The following is a 15,899-nucleotide window of genomic DNA, read 5'->3' as shown; positions in this document are numbered from 1 at the left end:
GCTTCGCTCCTAGCAAGAAAGGTTACGCCGTGTTGACCTGCAGCGGCCCGTGCGACTGCGTTTGCCGGTAGAGCGCGTTCACGATCTGGTCCGGCGTGACCGGAATGCGATTGAAGTAGTGACCGCCCATCGCATCGCTGATCGCGCAGAGCAGGGACGCGGACCCCGCGCCCATGACCGGCTCGCCGATCCCCTTCGTGCCGAGTGGGCTCTGCGGATCCGGCTTGTCGACCGCATCGCTGCGCATGACCGAAGGCACGTCGAGATACGTGGCGGGCTTCGCCTGGTACAGCCCGACGTTGCCCGGCAGGCCGTTCTGCGGATCGTAGATGTGCCGCTCCAGCGACGCCATGCCGAAGCCCATGACCGCGCCGCCCTTGATCTGCGCGGCCAGCCCCTGCGGGTGGATCACGGTGCCGCAATCCGCGACCGCCAAGTAGTCGAGAATCTCGAACTTCCCGGTCTCGACGTCGAGGTCGAGCTCGACGAAGCCGACGGCGAACGCCGCGGGCTGCGCGGTGATCGGGAGATTGTCCTTCGCGGCGCCGACGAGACCGGTCCCGGCCAGCGCCAGAACCGATGCCCGCGTCATCGGATTCACATCGGCCGGCGGCTCGTGGCCGTCGAACTTTCCGCCGAGCTCGATCGCACGCTGCGCGGCGGCCGCGTAGGTCATGCCGACCGAGTCGTCGTCCTTGCGGAAGACGCGCTCGCCGCCGATGTCGTAGTCGTCGGGCGCGCCGCCGAGATCCATTGCCGCGATCTCCTTGAGCTTCGCGAGCGCGTCCTGGGCGGCGACGAAATTCGTGCGCGCCATCGTGAAGGACGTGTTGCTGCCGAATTGCCCGATGTTCCACGGCAGGTGCTTGCGCGTGTCGCCGCGCTCGACGATGCAGTTCGCCCAGTCCATCTTCAGCGCCTCGGCCGCGATCCGCGCCGTGCCGCTGTGCGAGTACGTGCCGAGGTTGCCGACGCCGGTATGAATGTGGAGCTTGCCGTCGGGCGTGATGCGCACGATTCCATCGAAACCGGAGAAACCGGCGGGATGGAAGGCTTGCCCTACGCCGACGCCGCGCACCTTCGAGCCGTTGCGCTGCCCGCTGCGCGCCTTGCGCTCGGCCCAGTTGAACGCGGCGGCGCCCTTCTCGAGCGCGTCGCGCAGATAACAGCTCGTGACCGGCGCCCGCTCGCCGCCGATCTTCGCGTCCATCCCGGGCGCGTTCGCCCGGCGGATCTCGAGCGGATCGAGACCGAGCTGCCGCGCGGCCTTGTCCATCAGCGGCTCGACGATCGAGACGGTCTGATTATGGCCGGGCCCGCGCTGCGCCGACCGCGGGACCGTGTTCGTGAACACGTTCATGCCGCGCCAGCGCATCGCTTCGGGCTGATAGAGAATCGAAACGGTCTCGCCGGAGGACGGCCAATCCGGGAAGCCCGCGGTCGCACCGTTTTCCTGCACGACGTACATGTCGACCGCCGTGACGCGCCCGTCGGGCTTGAAGCCCATCCGGATGCGGCCCTGGAAACCCGTGCGCGCGAAGCCGAGGTAGTACTCCTCCGCGCGGCTGATCCGCATCATCACGGGACGCCCGTTGAGCTTCCGCGACATGTGCGCCGGGATCGACATGATCGGATACGCCGTTCCCTTCGACCCGAAGCCGCCGCCGCAGGTCTCGGCGACGTAAACGAGATCCGCGACGTCGACGCCGATGAAGCGCGCGAGATCCGGGACCACGAAGCTCTGGCTTTGCGACGAGCCGTAAACGAAGCACTTGCCGTTCTGCCAGTACGCAAGGGCCGAGCGCGGCTCCATCGAGTGGTGCGACATGCCGGCCGTGACGAAGGTCTCGTCGAGCACGAGGGCCGCGTTCTCGAAGTTCGCGTCGACGTCCCCGTACGACCATTCCGCGAGCGGCTCGCCCATCGGCAGCTTGTCCTCGCCGGCGGCCGCGAAGTCCGCGGCGGTCCACTTCACGCGCTTCAGCTGCGGCGGGCCGATCAAACGGTTGTCGACGACGTTGCCGTCGGTGCGCGCGTCCGGGCCGCCGGGATAGAGGCTCTCGAGCGGATCCACCGTGAACGGCAGCTCCTCGAGCTCGATCCGGATCCGGTCGATCGCGTCCTGCGCGAGCGTCTCGGACTCGGCGGCGACCGCGAGGATCGGCTGGCCGACGAACAGCGGCTCGTTCGTGAGGATCGGGTCGGCGGGCGGGGGCTGCGCCGGGACGTCGTCGGCGGTCAGGACGGCGAGGACGCCCTCCATCGCGAGGGCCTCGGACACGTCGAGATTGCGAACTCGGGCGTGCGGCATCGGCGACAGCATGAGCCGGCAGAACACCATGCCGTCGGCGCGAAAATCCTCGGCGTACTTCGCCATGCCCGTGACTTTGCCGTGCACGTCCGGCGGCACGAAGTCCTTCCCGAGCAGTTCGTAAGCCATGAGTCGTCTCCTACACCTGCATCACGAAAAAGGTGTCAGACACCTTTTTCGTTCCTACGCCTGCGTCACGCGGCCGCTCTCCGCGGCGCGAAGCACCGCGTTCAGGTAGTGGTCGTACGCGCCGCAGCGGCAGAGGTTCCCGGACATCGCCCGCCGCGCCTCCTCGCGCGTCGGCGTCGGGTTCGCCTTCAGCAGCCCCACGGCGCTCATCACCTGCCCCGGCGTGCAGAACCCGCACTGCGGCCCCAGCTCCTCGATCATCGCCTCCTGCACCGGGTGCAGCTCACCGTTCGGCCCCAAGAGCCCCTCCACGGTAGTGATCGCCCGCGTTCGAACCCGATGCGTCAGCGTCGAGCACGAGTACGTCGGCACGTCGTCGATGAGCACGGTGCACGCCCCGCATTCCCCGCGGTCGCACCCGAGCTTCGTCCCCGTCAGCCCGAGCTTGTACCGCAGCGTCATCGCCAGCGTCTCGTTCGGCAGCACGTCGACCCGGCGCGTCTCGCCGTTCACCGTCAGGCTCAGCAGCCGCTCCACGCCGCCGGTCGGCCCCGCGCGCTCGCCGGAGGAGCACCCGAACAGGTACCCGGCCCCGGACACCACCGCCCCCGAGGCGATCACGCCTTTGATGAACTGCCGCCGCGTCGCTTTCAGCGACCCGGCCCTCGACAGCCCGCCGCCGTCGTACCTCGGCTCCGGATAAAGCCCCTCGCCTCGTCCCTCGTGTGCGTTCGGATCGTCCGCCATCGGAATGCTCTCCGCTCAATTTGGCCCTACGGCCGTTCGATCGCCGCCGCCCCCCGGGCCCTGGCGCATGGCGCCTTCCGTCCGGGCGCTCGCCGCAAGCCCTCCCCGCCCCGGCGGGCGGCGCAGACCTCTCCGCGCGTGCCCGGTTGGGAACGGAAAGGCGCAATCGGGCAGCATTGGTCCCGTTTCTCGCTGTACGATACCCGGCTGAAGCGCCGGCGGCTGAAATTCATAGCCTACAACAATCCATCAGGGAAGACAGTAGCGGGGCATCGGGCCGGCCCCGGACGGCCCCGGAGAGCGCCGGGCCGCGGCCCCGCGCGCCGCCCGAGCCGCCGACCGCCGCGCATTCATATCGGCTGAAGGAGGAACCGCATGTCCGAAACCAAGGAACCGTGGGGCGACCTGGTGCTCGTCGAGTTCGACGAGGGGATCGCCTGGGTGACGATGAACCGCCCGGAGAAGCGCAACGCGATGAGCCCCGCGCTGAACGAGGAGATGTTGCGGACGGTCGTCGCGCTCGCCACGGACGACCGCTGCCGCGTGCTCGTGCTGACCGGCGCGGGCGAGTCGTTCGCGGCAGGCATGGATCTGAAGGAGTATTTCCGGATGACCGACGGCGCGCCCGACACGATCCTGCTCCACGTCCGCCGCACGGCCGAGGAGTGGCAGTGGCGGCGCCTCCGCGACTATCCGAAGCCGACGATCGCGATGGTGAACGGGTGGTGCTTCGGCGGGGCGTTCACGCCGGTCGTCGCCTGCGACCTCGCGATCGCGGCCGAGGAGGCGATATTCGGGCTCTCCGAGATCAACTGGGGCATCCTGCCGGCGGGCAACGTGACGAAGGCCGCCATCGAGACGATGGGCTACCGCAACGCCCTGTATTACACGATGACCGGCGAGAGCTTCGACGGCCGCAAGGCGGCCGAGATGGGGCTGGTCAACGAGGCCGTCCCGCGCGCCCAACTGCGGGAGCGCACGCGCGCGCTCGCGAAGGTGCTGCTCGAGAAGAACCAGACGGTCCTGCGCGGCGCGAAGCTCGCGATGAAGCGCGTCAAGTACATGGACTGGGAGGTCTCCGCGGACTATCTCTACGCGAAGATGGCCGAGGCGCTCCACCTCGGCGGCGCGGAGAACCGCGCGAATGCGATGAAAGCCTTTCTCGACGAGAAGAGCTTCAAGCCGGGGCTCGAGCACTACAAGGGCACGAAATAACGATCGATGCACGTGGGGGGAGCGGGCATGACGGGGATGCGATCCCGGCGAGGCGCCGGAGGAAGCGGCGGATCATCGTGTGGGCGACGGTCGAGCGGCCGCCGGCGAATCGGCGGCCGAGGCGCGCGGATCGGGGGCCGAGGCGCGCCGATCCGCGTCGCCGCGGCGCTGCTTCTCGGTGTGCTGCCGGCCGCCGGCCTCGCTCAGAAGAGCGGCATCGCGCTCGCGCCGGCCTTCACCGGCGATGCGCTCGTGAATCCGGCGGCGGAGAACTGGGCGACGAACGGCGGGGATTGGTACAACCGGCGCTACTCGGCGCTCGACGAGATCGACCGCGACAACGTGGCCCGCTTGAAGGGCGTTTGGCGCACGCGCCTCGGAGGCTCGGGCGTCGGCACGCAGTACTCCGGGGAGGCGCAGCCCCTCGTCTACGAAGGCGTGCTCTACATCGTTACCGGGGCCGACGACGTCTTCGCGATCGACGTCGAGACGGGCGAGATCCTCTGGGACTACCGCGCGAACCTCGATCCTTCGATCGGCTCGGTGATCTGCTGCGGCTGGACGAGCCGCGGCGTGGGATTGGGCGACGGCAAGGTCTTCGTCGGGCGGCTCGACGGCCGGCTCGTCGCGCTCGACCAGCGGACCGGCGAGGTCGTCTGGTCGGTGCAGGCGGAGCGGGCCGAGGAAGGCTACAGCATCACGAGCGCGCCGCTCTACTACGACGGTCTGGTGATCACGGGCTTCGCCGGCGCCGAATACGGCATCCGCGGCCGCGTGAAAGCGTTCGATGCGGACGACGGCGCCCTCGTCTGGACCTTCTACACGATTCCGGGGCCCGGCGAGGTCGGCCATGACACCTGGCCGCAAGACAACGAGGTCTGGCACCACGGCGGCGCGTCCGTCTGGCAGACGCCGGCCGTCGATCCGGAGCTCGGCCTCCTTTATTTCTCCACCGGGAATCCGGGCCCGGACTACAACGGCGCCGTCCGCGCGGGCGACAACCTCTTCTCGGCGTCGATCGTCGCCGTGGACGCGAAGACCGGCGAGTACCGCTGGCACTTCCAGCAGGTCCATCACGACATCTGGGACTACGACGGCCCGAGCCCGGTGGTGCTGTTCGATCTCGAGATCGACGGCGCGCTGCGCAAGGGGATCGCGCAGCCGAGCAAGACGGGCTGGGTCTACATCCTCGACCGGACGGACGGCACGCCGTTGATCGGCATCGAGGAGAGGCCGGTCCCGCAGGAGCCGCGGCAAGCGACGTCGCCGACGCAGCCCTATCCCGTCGGCGACGCGTTCGTGCCGCAGTCGATCGACATCGCGCCGGAAGGCTATCGGCTCGTGAACGGCGGACGGATCTTCACGCCGTTCTGGACCGAGCAGCCGATCGTCGCGAAGCCCTCGATCAGCGGCGGTGCGAACTGGCCCCCGAGCTCTTACGACCCGCGCACGGGCTACCTCTACGTTTGTGCGACGGACCGCATCGGCGTCTATCAGGCGGAGGAGATCGATGCGTCGCGGCCGGAGCCCGGCGCGCTGTACGCGGCCGGCGTCTTCGGCGGAACGAGCCTGCCGCGCCTCGGCATCTTCGCGGCCGTCGACATGCACACGAACCGTCTCGTATGGCAGCAGCACTGGGCGGACAACTGCTATAGCGGCTCGGTCGCGACGGCCGGGGGGCTCGTCTTCGTCGGGCGCAACGACGGACGGCTCACGGCGCTCGACTCGAGCACCGGGGAGAAGCTGTGGGAGTTCCAGACCGGCGCCGGCGTCAACGCCCCGGTCACCGTGTTCGAGCACGACGGGCGCGAGTACGTCGCCGCGTACTCGGCCGGCAATCTCTTCGCCGGCTCGGCCCGCGGCGACAGCGTCTGGCTCTTCGGGCTCGAAGGCACGCTCGACGCGGCCGAGCCGGCCAGCGCGATCATGAGCTTGCCTCGGGACATCGAGGAAGCCGCGAACGTCGAGAGCGGCGCGGCCGTCTACGCGACCGCGTGCTCGTTCTGTCACGGCGCGGAAGGCGAAGGCGGCCACGGCGGCGGCCCCGCCTTCACCGAAGCTCGAACCCTCGGCACGATCATCCAGATCGTCAGCGAAGGCCGCAACGACATGCCGGCCTTCGGCGGCGCGCTGACGGCCGAGCAGATCCGCGACGTGAGCGCCTACGTGCGCGAGCTCGGAACGCGCTAGCAGCGAGGGCGCGATGGATTTCAAAAAAGGGTGTCTGACACGATTTTCTTGGAAAAGGTGTCTGACACCATTTTTGGTGGCGGCGGCGGGGCTCGCGGCGGGTTGCGGGCAGGCCGCGCCGGCCGACGAGATGCGGGCGCTCACGGAGCCGCCGACCGACGGTTGGCCGACGAACGGCGGCGATCTCTACAACCGGCGCTACTCGCCGCTGGCCGAGATCGACCGCGGGAACGTCGCGCGGCTGAAGGGCGTCTGGCGCACGCGCCTCGGCGCCTCCGGCGTCGGACCGCAGTACTCCGGCGAGGCGCAGCCGATCGTCGTCGACGGTGTGATCTACATCGTCACCGGCGCCGACGACGTGTTCGCGATCGACGTCGAGACGGGCGAGATCCTCTGGGACTACCGCGCGAACCTCGATCCCGCGAACGACGCGGTCTGCTGCGGCTGGACGAGCCGCGGCGTCGGCTTCGGCGACGGCAAGGTCTACGTCGGCCAGCTCGACGGCAAGCTCGTCGCGCTCGATCGGCAAACGGGCGCCGTGGTCTGGTCCGTGCAGGCCGAGCGCTGGCAGGAGGGCTATACGATCACGAGCGCACCGCTCTATTACGACGGGCTCGTGATCACCGGCTTCGCCGGCGGCGAGCGCGGCATCCGCGGGCGCGTCAAGGCCTACGACGCCGATGACGGCTCGCTCGTCTGGACGTTCTACACGATCCCGGGGCCCGGCGAGGTCGGGCACGACACTTGGCCGCAGGACAACGACGTCTGGATGGACGGCGGCGCGCCGGTCTGGCAGACGCCGGCCGTCGATCCGGAGCTCGGTCTCCTTTATTTCTCGACGGGCAACCCCGGGCCGGACTACAACGGCTCGATCCGCGCCGGCGATAATCTTTTCTCCGCGTCGATCGTCGCCGTGGACGCCAAGACCGGCGAATACCGCTGGCACTTCCAGCAGGTCCATCACGACATCTGGGATTACGACGGCCCGGCCCCGGTCGTGCTGTTCGATCTCGAGATCGACGGCGAGGTCCGCAAGGGCCTCGCGCAGGCCAGCAAGACCGGGTGGGTCTACATCCTCGACCGGACGAACGGCACGCCGTTGATCGGCATCGAGGAGCGGCCGGTCCCGCAGGAGCCGCGGCAAGCGACGGCGGCGACGCAGCCCTACCCCGTCGGCGACGCGTTCGTGCCGCAGTCGATCCCGATCCCGCCGGAAGGCGTGACGCTCGTGAACCAGGGCCGCATCTTCACGCCGTTCTGGACGTCGCCCGTCGCCGTGAAGCCCGGCGTCGGCGGCGGCGCGAACTGGCCCCCGAGCGCCTACGACCCGACGACCGGCTACCTCTACGTCTGCGCGGCCGACCGCATCTGGGCCTATCTCGCGGAGGAGGTCGGACCGGAGCGCCCGCCCGAAGGCGCGACGTACATCGCCGGCGGATTCGGCGGCTTCCATCTCCATTCGCTCGGCGTGTTCGCGGCGCTCGACATGCGCACGAATCGGCTCGTCTGGCAGCAGCACTGGCCGGAGCCTTGTTACAGCGGCGCGGTCGCGACGGCCGGCGGGCTCGTCTTCGTCGGCCGCAGCGACGGCCGGCTCACGGCGCTCGACTCGAGCGACGGCACGCTGCTGTGGGAGTTCCAGACCGGCGCCGGAATGAACGCGCCCGTCACCGTGTTCCGCCACGACGGCCGGGAATACGTCGTCGCCTATTCCGCCGGCAATCTCTTCGCCGGCTCCGTTCGCGGCGACAGCGTCTGGCTCTTCGGTCTCGACGGCACGCTCGGCGAGGTCGAGCCGGGAACCGTCGCGGCGCCCGGGCCGCCGCCGGCCGCGGCCGCGCCGCCCGAGGCCGCGCCGTCTCCGTGACGGATAGCTGGCGCAGAAAGCTCGAGGCCGGCGGAATCCTGGTCGTCGACGGCGCGACCGGCACGGAGCTTCGCCGCCGCGGCGTAACGCCCGACGACGCGGCGTGGAGCGCTCCCGCCGCGCTCACGCATCCGGACGTGCTGACGTCGATCCATCTCGACTACATCCGCGCCGGCGCCGAGGTCGTCACGACGAACACGTTCGCCGCGAGCCGATTCGTTCTCGACGCGGCCGGCCTCGGTCACCGGTTCGAGGAGCTCAACCGCGCGGCGGTCAGCGCCGCGATGCGAGCGCGCGAGATCGCCGCGGCCGACGTCGCGATCGCGGGCTCGATCTCTTGCCTGCCTCCCCGCTTCGACGTGAACGCCTATCCGGACGCGACGGCGGAGCGTGCCGCCTATGCCGAGCTCGCGGCGCTCCTCGCCGACCTCGGCGTCGACCTGCTCGCGCTCGAGATGATGGAGGACACGGAGCACGCGCCGCGCGCGTGCGAGGCGGCGCGGGACACCGGCCTGCCGTTCTGGATCGGCGTCAGCGCCCGGCTCGACGCGAACGGCCGGCTCGTCGCGTACGACTTCCCGGAGATCCCGCTCGCCGCGGTGCTCGACGCGCTCCTCGTCTACGCGCCCGACGTGGTCAACGTGATGCACACGCCGCCCGACGCCGTCGCCCCGGCCCTCGCGGCGCTTCGAGCCCGCGGCTGCGCCGTGATCGGGGCATATCCGGAGCTCGGCGGCTATGCCGGCCGGCGCGTCCCGGCCGCGGAGCCGCTCGGCCCCGACCGGCTCGCGGCGCTCGCCGCGGAGTGGATCGCGGCCGGCGCGAGAGTCATCGGCGGCTGCTGCGGGACCAGGCCCGCGCATGTGCGTGCGCTAAGGGAGGCCGTCGAGCGCCGCGGCCGCCGGCAGGGATAGGCGGCGCGACGACGGCGCTCATGCGGTAGGCCCCCGCGATCTCCCCGATTCGATCCACTCGTAGATCACGGGAAGCAACAGCAGCGTGAGCGCCGTGGACGTGACGAGCCCGCCGACGACGACCGTCGCGAGCGGCCGCTGCGTTTCCGCGCCCGCCCCGGTCGCCCAGAGCATCGGGATCAACCCGAGGATCGCGACGCTCGCGGTCATCAGCACCGGCCGAAGCCGGCGCTCCGCGCCGACGCGGACGGCCTCCGCCACCCCGAGCCCCCTTCGCCGCAGCTCGTTGATGAACGCGACGAGCACGATCCCGTTCAGCATCGCTACGCCGAACACGGCGATGAAGCCGATCGCCGAGGGCACCGAGAGATACTGCCCGGTGATCCAAAGGGCGAAGACGCCGCCGATGATCGCGAACGGCACGTTGGCGATGATCAGCGCAGCGTAGCGAATCGAGTTGAAGGCCGTGTAGAGCAGCACGAAGATGAAGAAGACGGTCACCGGCACGATTACCGCGAGCCGCGTCAGAGCCCGCTGCTGGTTCTCGAACGCGCCGCCCCACTCGATCCAATAGCCCGGCGGCAGATCGACCTGCTCCTCGATCAGGGCGTTCGCGTCCTGCACGAAGCTGTCGACGTCGCGGCCGCGCACGTCCATCTGAATGACGGCGTAGCGCTGGAGCTGCTCGCGCCGGATGAACGAGTAGCCCTCCGCGACCGAAACGCGCGCGACCCGCGACAGCGGCACGATCGCGCCGGTCGCGGTCTCGAGCGGGATGTTGCGGATCGCCTCCACGGAGGTCTTCGAGGCGTCGTCGATTCGCGCGGTGATGTCGAAGCGCCGGACACCGTCGATCAACGTCGAGACCGGCTCGTTGCCGATGCCGGTGCGCACGATCGTGAGCACGTCGTCCGCGTTCATGCCGTACCGGGCGAGCTGCCCGCGATCGACCTCGATCCTGATCTGCGGCTTGCCGAGATTGGCCTCGAGCGAAAGGTCCGCGGCGCCCGGCACCTGCGCGATGACGTCGAGCACCTCGGCGCTCAGCCGGTCGAGCTCGGCGAGATCCTCGCCGTAGAGCTTCGCCGCGAGCGTCGCGCGCACGCCCGAGATCAGCTCCTCGACACGCATCTGGATCGGCTGCGTGTACGCGAACACGGCCGTCGGCACGATCTCCTCGAGCGTCTCGCGCATCGCCTCCGTGAGCTCGGCGATCGAGCGCTCTCGCTCGTCGGGCGGAACGAGGCCCGTGTAGATCTCCATGTAGTTGACGTCCGCCGTCTCGCCCTTCTCCGCCCGGCCGATCATCGCGATCGTCGTCGTCACCTCCGGATACTCGCCGAGCGCGTTCTCGATGCGCTTCGAGATCTCGATCGACTGCTCGAGCGACGTCGACGGAATGGACGTGACCCGCCACATGATCGCGCCCTCTCGAAGCTGCGGCATGAACTCCTTGCCGAGGAACGGATACAGCACGAGGCTCGCGACGAGCAGAGCCGCCGCGCCCGCGAGCACGATCTTCCGGTGCGCGAGCGACCATGCGAGAAGCGGCACGTAACGGCGCTTGACGGCGCGCACGAGCGGCGTGTCGCGCCCCTCCTTCGGCCTGAGGATGATCGCCGCGAGCACCGGGATCAGCGTCATCGTGAGGATCAGCGAGCCCGCCATCGCGAAGCTGATGTTGAACGCCATCGGCTTGAAGAGCTTCCCCTCGAGACCTTCGAGGCTGAAGAGCGGCAGGAACACGACGATGATGATCAGGATCGCGAACGCGATCGGATTCGCGACCTCTTTAGCCGCCGCGAGCACGGCTTCGGTTCGGTCGACCTCGCGGCCTTCGGCTTGCCGCTCGGCCATGATCCGATAGAAGTTCTCGACCATGACGACCGCGCCGTCCACCATCATGCCAATGCCGATCGCGAGCCCGGCGAGCGACATCAGGTTCGCCGAGAGGCCGGCCCTTTCCATGAAGATGAATGCAATCAGCATCGCGAGCGGCAGCGCGGCGATCACGACGACGGCCGCCCGGAGCTCGCCGAGAAACAAAAACAGCACGATCGCGACGAGGATCGAGCCTTCGATCAGCGCGCGCTCCGCGGTACCGACCGCCTGCTCGACGAGATCCGACCGCTCGTAGACCGGGTCGAGGACGACCCCGTCGGGCAGCGCGGAGCGGACCGTCTCGACCTTCTCCTTCACCGCCTCGACGACGTCGGCCGCGTTCGTGCCGATCCGGGACAACGCCATGCCGAGCACGACCTCCTTGCCGTCGCGCGTGACGGCGCCGAAGCGGAGCCCGGGCGCCTGCTCGATGCGCGCGACGTCGCGGAGGTAGACGGGCGTGCCGTCCTCGACCTCGACGACGATGTTCCCGAGATCCTTCTCGCCGTCCACGAGGCCGAGCCCGCGCACGAGATACTGCTCCGGCCCGAGGTTCACGTACTGACCGCCGACCTGGCGGTTGTTCGCGTCGATCGCCTCGATGATCTCCCGGTACGACAGCCCATACTCGATGAGCCGGAGCGGATCGATGACGACCTGGTACTGGCGCTCGTGCCCGCCCCAGGAGAGCACGTCATCGACGCCCGGAGCCGTCCTCAGGATCAGCCGCACCGTCCAATCCTGAAGCGTCCGCAAGTCCATCGCCGACAGCTCGCCCGAGAGCTTCGCGTCGGCCTGCTCGAGCGTGTACCAGAACACCTGCCCGAGCCCGGACGAGTTCGGGCCCATCTCGGGAACGCCGTAGCCTTCCGGAATGCGCTCGGCGACCTCCTGCAGCCGCTCGTTCACGAGGCGGCGCGCGAAGTAGATGTCGACGTCGTCGGCGAAGTAGACCGACACGTACGACAGCCCGAAGAGCGACACGGACCGGATCTGCTCGACGCCGGGCAGCCCCGCCATGCCGGATTCGATCGGAAAAGTCAGCAGCTGCTCGACGTCCTCCGGCGCGAGCCCGGGAGACTCCGTGTAGACGTTGACCTGGACGGGGGTCACGTCCGGAAAAGCATCGATCGGCACCGTCGTTGCGGCGCGAATGCCGAGGAACGCGACGGCGGCGAATGCGATGAGGACGAGAAATTTATAGCGAAGTGAAGCTTCGACGATCTTGCTCAGCACCGGGCGTGTCCTTCAATGCGCATGGCCTTCGCCCATCTGCGACTTCAGCATCAGCGACTTGATCAGGAACGCGCCTTGCGTGACGACCTCGTCTCCGGGCGCGAGCCCGGCGACGATCTCGGTCCAGCCCGACGCCGTGACCCCGACCTCCACCGGCCTCGCCCGAATCTCGCTGCCGTCCACGACGAACACGGTCGGCACCCCGTCCATCAGCAGCACCGCGGGCTCCGGAACGGCCAAGCGCGCCTCGGCGGCGGACGTCGCAAGCTCCACCTCGACATATTCGCCCGCGTGCAGCACGTCGTCCGCGTTGTCGACCTCGATGCGGACGGCCTGCGTGCGCGTCGTCTCGTCGAGCCGGTGGTGACGCTGCGTCACGTTGCCTTCGATCCGACGCCCGTCGCCGGCGAAGATCACCGCCGTGCTTCCGATCGCGATCCTGGCGGCATCCTCCGGCGACAGCTGCGCCTCGACCCACAGCACCGACTCGTCGCTGATCTCGAACAGCACGCGCCCGGGTTCGACGACCTCGCCGACGACGAAATCGTCGTAGATCACGGTGCCCGCCTGCGGGCTCGGCAGCCGGAACTCGCCCGTCGCGAGCGAGGCGTCGCCTTGCCGGAGAAGCTCGTCGATCTGCTCCGCCGTCATGCCGTAGGCGCGCACCGTCGCGTAGCTGCGCTGACGCGCCACCTGCGCGGCGATGTAGCGCTGCTCGGAAACGACGTCACGGCCGAGCTCGCTGACGCGCCGCCACTCGCGATCGGCTTCGATCAATGCGCCTTGCGCCTCGGCCATCTGCACGCTCGAAAGCGTCACGAGCGGGTCACCGGCCTCGACCGCCTGGCCGAGTCGCGCATGGCGCGCCACGATCTGCGCCGGAATCCGCGGCGTGACCTGACTCGAGCGATAGGCGTTCGTGCGCACCTCGCCCGGCGCGGACAACGTCGCCGACATTTGCCGCGGCCCGACCCGCGCAGTCAGCACACCTTGCGCCTCCCGCACGCCGGCCGGCATTTCGAGCACGCCTTCCTCGTGCGCCTCGTCGAGACCGTGGGCATGCTCGTCCTCCGCCCGCTCCTGCCCGGCGGCGCCAGCCGCGAGCACCGCGGCCGCGGCGAGCGGCCAAAGCCTCTTCCACTGGACGTTCATGATCGAACCTCCGCAGTCATCGATTCGGAACCGGCCCTGCGCCCGCATCTCCGCGGATCGACTCGACCGGCAGGCCGAGCCAGTCGCCGATCTGCCCGGTGGACGCGAGCCACGCGAACCACGCGTCCCACAGCTCCTGCCGCAGCTCGAGCGCACTGCGCCGGGTCTCGAGCGTCTGATTCAATTGCACGAGGTAGTCGGTGAGGGTGAGCTCGCCGGCGCGCCACAGCCGCTCGAGCAGCTCGGTCTGCTGCGTCAGGCTCACGGCGCCCGAGCCGGTCCATTCGGACCAGGCGTCGTTCACGAGCTCGTAGCGGGCGGTGGCGGAGCGCGCCGCCGCGAGGGCACGAATCGTCACGTCGTCGACCTCGCGCTCCGCGCGCCGCGCATCCGCGCGCGCGGCTTCGACCTCGTGAACGAAGCGGTTGCGCACGTTGAGCGGAATCGAGAAACCGATGCCGAGCATGGACTCGTCGTCCTCCTCGCCGCCGACCACGCTCACGCTCGGGCTCGGCCGCCTCTCGCGCTCGCGCAGCCGCACCTCGGCGGCGGCGACCGCGGACGTCTCCTCGAGCAGCTCCACGTCCGGGACTTCGGCCACGAGGGAGGCGAGCTCGCCCGGAGCGAGATCGACCTCGGGGAGCGTGACGGGCAGCAACGGCCATGCGGCAGGCGGGTCGGCGACGAGCGCCTGCAGCGCTGCTTCGGCTTCGGCGAGATCGGCTGCCGCGCGGGCGCGTTCCATCCTCGCCTGAGCGCGCGCGAGGTTCGCGAGGTTCAAGTCGGATCGAGGCGCGTCGCCGAGCCGGGCCCGCTGCGCCGCGACGTCGGCCACGCGCTCGAGCAGCTCCGAGCGGCGGGTCGCGAGCTGCACGAGGCCGTCGGCGGTCCAGTACGCGCCGAGCGCCGTGAGCACTTCGAGCGCGAGGTCGCGCCGGCTGACCGCGACGCGCTGCGCGGTCGCGTCGATCCGACGCTCGGCCACGCGCGTACGCGCGCTCCGCCGGCCGGCGAAGTCGAGCGTCTGCGTGAGACGCAGCGCCGTGTCGTCGGTGGCCGCGCTCTCGTAATCGAGCTCGATCTCCGGATTGAAGAGCGGCCGCGCGGCGGCCCTCGCGAGCGCCTGCTCGCGGTCGAGCCCGGCTTCGGCGGCGAGAACCGCCGGGTGCTCGGCGAGCGCGGCGGCCACGAGCCCCGCGAGCGCCGGGGCGTCGACCGGGGCGATGCGCTCCGCCGCGATCGGCGCCTGTGCTTGAAGAGGCGGGCCGGCCAGCATCGCCGCGGCCGCCCAAAGAAAACGTTTGTGCATCGACCGAGTCCCGTGCAAAGAAGCGGCACGCCGGCACCGAGAAAGCACGGTGCGCGGCGCCGGAAGGCAGACGGGAGATCAGCCGAGTTTCGGCGGGCGAACGGGGGGCGGCGTGCGCCAGGTGCCGAACACGTGGACCGGCAGCGCCGGCACGGGCTGCGGCGACGGATGAATGGACGTGATTACCGAAGCCGCGACGGCGGGCACGTGCAGCCCGCAGTGGCAAAAGTGCGGAGCCTGCTCCGCGGCCGAAGCCGGCGGCTCATCCGAGCGCGGGGCGCGAAGCGCCGGGCTGCCGGGCTCGCCCTGCGCCTGCGCGAGACTCTCGACACACGTGCCGTTGCTCTCGACGTCGGCGGCCGCATCGATGCCGCCGAATGCGATGCAGAGGCTGAGCGCGCCCGCGAGCCAGCGAACCATGGCGCGTAGTGTCGAGCACCGAGGCGCGATTTGCAAACGGCCGCAGCCGGTTGCGGCTACTTCGTCGGGCGGGAGTAGTCGCGATCGACGGACGGGTCGAGCTCCTTGGCGCGCCGCCGTCCTTCCTCTTCCGCGCGCTCCATCTCTTGGCGCTCCTCGTCCGATCCGGGCGCCGGATCGGCCTTCGGCTTTTCCTTCGCCGTCTTCGTCGCGCCTTCGTTGTAGCGCCTCGCGGCAGTGCGGCTGCCCTCGCCTTCGTTACGGTCGGCCATGCCTCGCTCCTTGCATGAACGGTGACACCGTTCGGAGCAAGACTCGTGCCACGGTGCGTTCGGGCGAGCTCCGGCTACGCGGGCGGCAGCGCGTTCCAGCCGTGCAGGAGCAGCAGCACGAAAAAGCCGATCACGTAGCCCGCGGTCACGTACCAGCCGCGCCTGATCCATTCGACGACCGAGCGGGCTTCCGGGAACATGTTCGACAGCGCGACGCCGGCCGACGATCCGAACCAGATCATCGAGCCGCCGAAGC

The 15,899-nt window shown here is 69.7% G+C and carries 12 protein-coding genes; 4 read left to right on the top strand and 8 right to left on the bottom strand.

The window, feature by feature from the left end; all coding sequences use genetic code 11:
• Positions 1 to 22: 22 nt before the first annotated feature.
• Together VF329_14440 and VF329_14435 are read right to left on the bottom strand one after the other, a co-directional pair.
• A complete protein-coding gene (locus tag VF329_14440) occupies positions 23 to 2,440 on the bottom strand; it encodes a xanthine dehydrogenase family protein molybdopterin-binding subunit (protein ID HEX7082202.1) in 2,418 nt (805 codons plus the stop codon).
• A gap of 54 nt (positions 2,441 to 2,494) precedes the next feature.
• Positions 2,495 to 3,187 carry a (2Fe-2S)-binding protein gene (locus VF329_14435; GenBank protein HEX7082201.1) on the bottom strand — a complete coding sequence of 231 codons (693 nt, stop codon included), beginning with the start codon at positions 3,185 to 3,187 and terminating at the stop codon, positions 2,495 to 2,497.
• 375 nt (positions 3,188 to 3,562) lie between these two features.
• On the opposite strand from VF329_14435, the gene VF329_14430 reads away from it, so the two are divergent.
• The 4 genes from VF329_14430 (at position 3,563) to VF329_14415 (ending at position 9,373) form a co-directional block, all read left to right on the top strand.
• A complete protein-coding gene (locus VF329_14430; GenBank protein HEX7082200.1) occupies positions 3,563 to 4,402 on the top strand; it encodes a p-hydroxycinnamoyl CoA hydratase/lyase in 840 nt (279 codons plus the stop codon).
• A 180-nt stretch (positions 4,403 to 4,582) separates the two neighbouring features.
• Positions 4,583 to 6,592, top strand: a complete 2,010-nt coding sequence (locus VF329_14425; GenBank protein ID HEX7082199.1) for a PQQ-binding-like beta-propeller repeat protein — start codon at positions 4,583 to 4,585, stop codon at positions 6,590 to 6,592.
• A 76-nt stretch (positions 6,593 to 6,668) separates the two neighbouring features.
• Entirely contained in the window at positions 6,669 to 8,459 is a 1,791-nt protein-coding gene (locus VF329_14420; GenBank protein HEX7082198.1) for a PQQ-binding-like beta-propeller repeat protein, read from the top strand.
• Positions 8,456 to 9,373, top strand: coding sequence for a homocysteine S-methyltransferase family protein (locus tag VF329_14415; protein ID HEX7082197.1), 918 nt, complete (start codon positions 8,456 to 8,458; stop codon positions 9,371 to 9,373). The genes VF329_14420 and VF329_14415 overlap by 4 nt, the downstream gene beginning before the upstream one ends.
• A gap of 18 nt (positions 9,374 to 9,391) precedes the next feature.
• Here VF329_14415 and VF329_14410 read toward each other — a convergent pair whose 3' ends face one another.
• The 6 genes from VF329_14410 to VF329_14385 form a co-directional block, all read right to left on the bottom strand.
• Positions 9,392 to 12,490 (bottom strand): CusA/CzcA family heavy metal efflux RND transporter, encoded by a 3,099-nt coding sequence (locus tag VF329_14410; protein HEX7082196.1) that lies wholly within the window; start codon positions 12,488 to 12,490, stop codon positions 9,392 to 9,394.
• A gap of 12 nt (positions 12,491 to 12,502) precedes the next feature.
• Positions 12,503 to 13,642 carry an efflux RND transporter periplasmic adaptor subunit gene (locus VF329_14405; protein ID HEX7082195.1) on the bottom strand — a complete coding sequence of 380 codons (1,140 nt, stop codon included), beginning with the start codon at positions 13,640 to 13,642 and terminating at the stop codon, positions 12,503 to 12,505.
• Between the two features lie 16 nt (positions 13,643 to 13,658).
• Positions 13,659 to 14,951: a TolC family protein gene (locus VF329_14400; GenBank protein ID HEX7082194.1), complete on the bottom strand. Its 1,293-nt coding sequence runs from the start codon at positions 14,949 to 14,951 to the stop codon at positions 13,659 to 13,661.
• Positions 14,952 to 15,029: 78 nt separating this feature from the next.
• Positions 15,030 to 15,371, bottom strand: coding sequence for a hypothetical protein (locus tag VF329_14395; GenBank protein HEX7082193.1), 342 nt, complete (start codon positions 15,369 to 15,371; stop codon positions 15,030 to 15,032).
• A 56-nt stretch (positions 15,372 to 15,427) separates the two neighbouring features.
• Complete coding sequence (locus VF329_14390; protein HEX7082192.1) at positions 15,428 to 15,643, bottom strand: hypothetical protein; 216 nt, start codon at positions 15,641 to 15,643, stop codon at positions 15,428 to 15,430.
• A 74-nt stretch (positions 15,644 to 15,717) separates the two neighbouring features.
• Positions 15,718 to 15,899, bottom strand: a 182-nt coding sequence (locus VF329_14385) for a citrate transporter (protein ID HEX7082191.1), incomplete at its 5' end; no start/stop codon positions are given.

This window comes from Gammaproteobacteria bacterium (genome assembly GCA_036381015.1).
In the GTDB taxonomy this organism is placed as follows: domain Bacteria; phylum Pseudomonadota; class Gammaproteobacteria; order Steroidobacterales; family Rariloculaceae; genus ZC4RG20.
This window is presented reverse-complemented; position numbering and strand designations above follow the sequence as displayed.

Bases quoted from the DNA above. Each gene is read 5' to 3' on its own strand.
- VF329_14440 (HEX7082202.1), bottom strand. From the start codon at position 2,440: ATGGCTTACGAACTGCTCGGGAAGGACTTCGTGCCGCCGGACGTGCAC.
- VF329_14435 (HEX7082201.1), bottom strand. From the start codon at position 3,187: ATGGCGGACGATCCGAACGCACACGAGGGACGAGGCGAGGGGCTTTAT.
- VF329_14430 (HEX7082200.1), top strand. From the start codon at position 3,563: ATGTCCGAAACCAAGGAACCGTGGGGCGACCTGGTGCTCGTCGAGTTC.
- VF329_14405 (HEX7082195.1), bottom strand. From the start codon at position 13,642: ATGAACGTCCAGTGGAAGAGGCTTTGGCCGCTCGCCGCGGCCGCGGTG.
- VF329_14400 (HEX7082194.1), bottom strand. From the start codon at position 14,951: ATGCACAAACGTTTTCTTTGGGCGGCCGCGGCGATGCTGGCCGGCCCG.
- VF329_14395 (HEX7082193.1), bottom strand. From the start codon at position 15,371: ATGGTTCGCTGGCTCGCGGGCGCGCTCAGCCTCTGCATCGCATTCGGC.
- VF329_14390 (HEX7082192.1), bottom strand. From the start codon at position 15,643: ATGGCCGACCGTAACGAAGGCGAGGGCAGCCGCACTGCCGCGAGGCGC.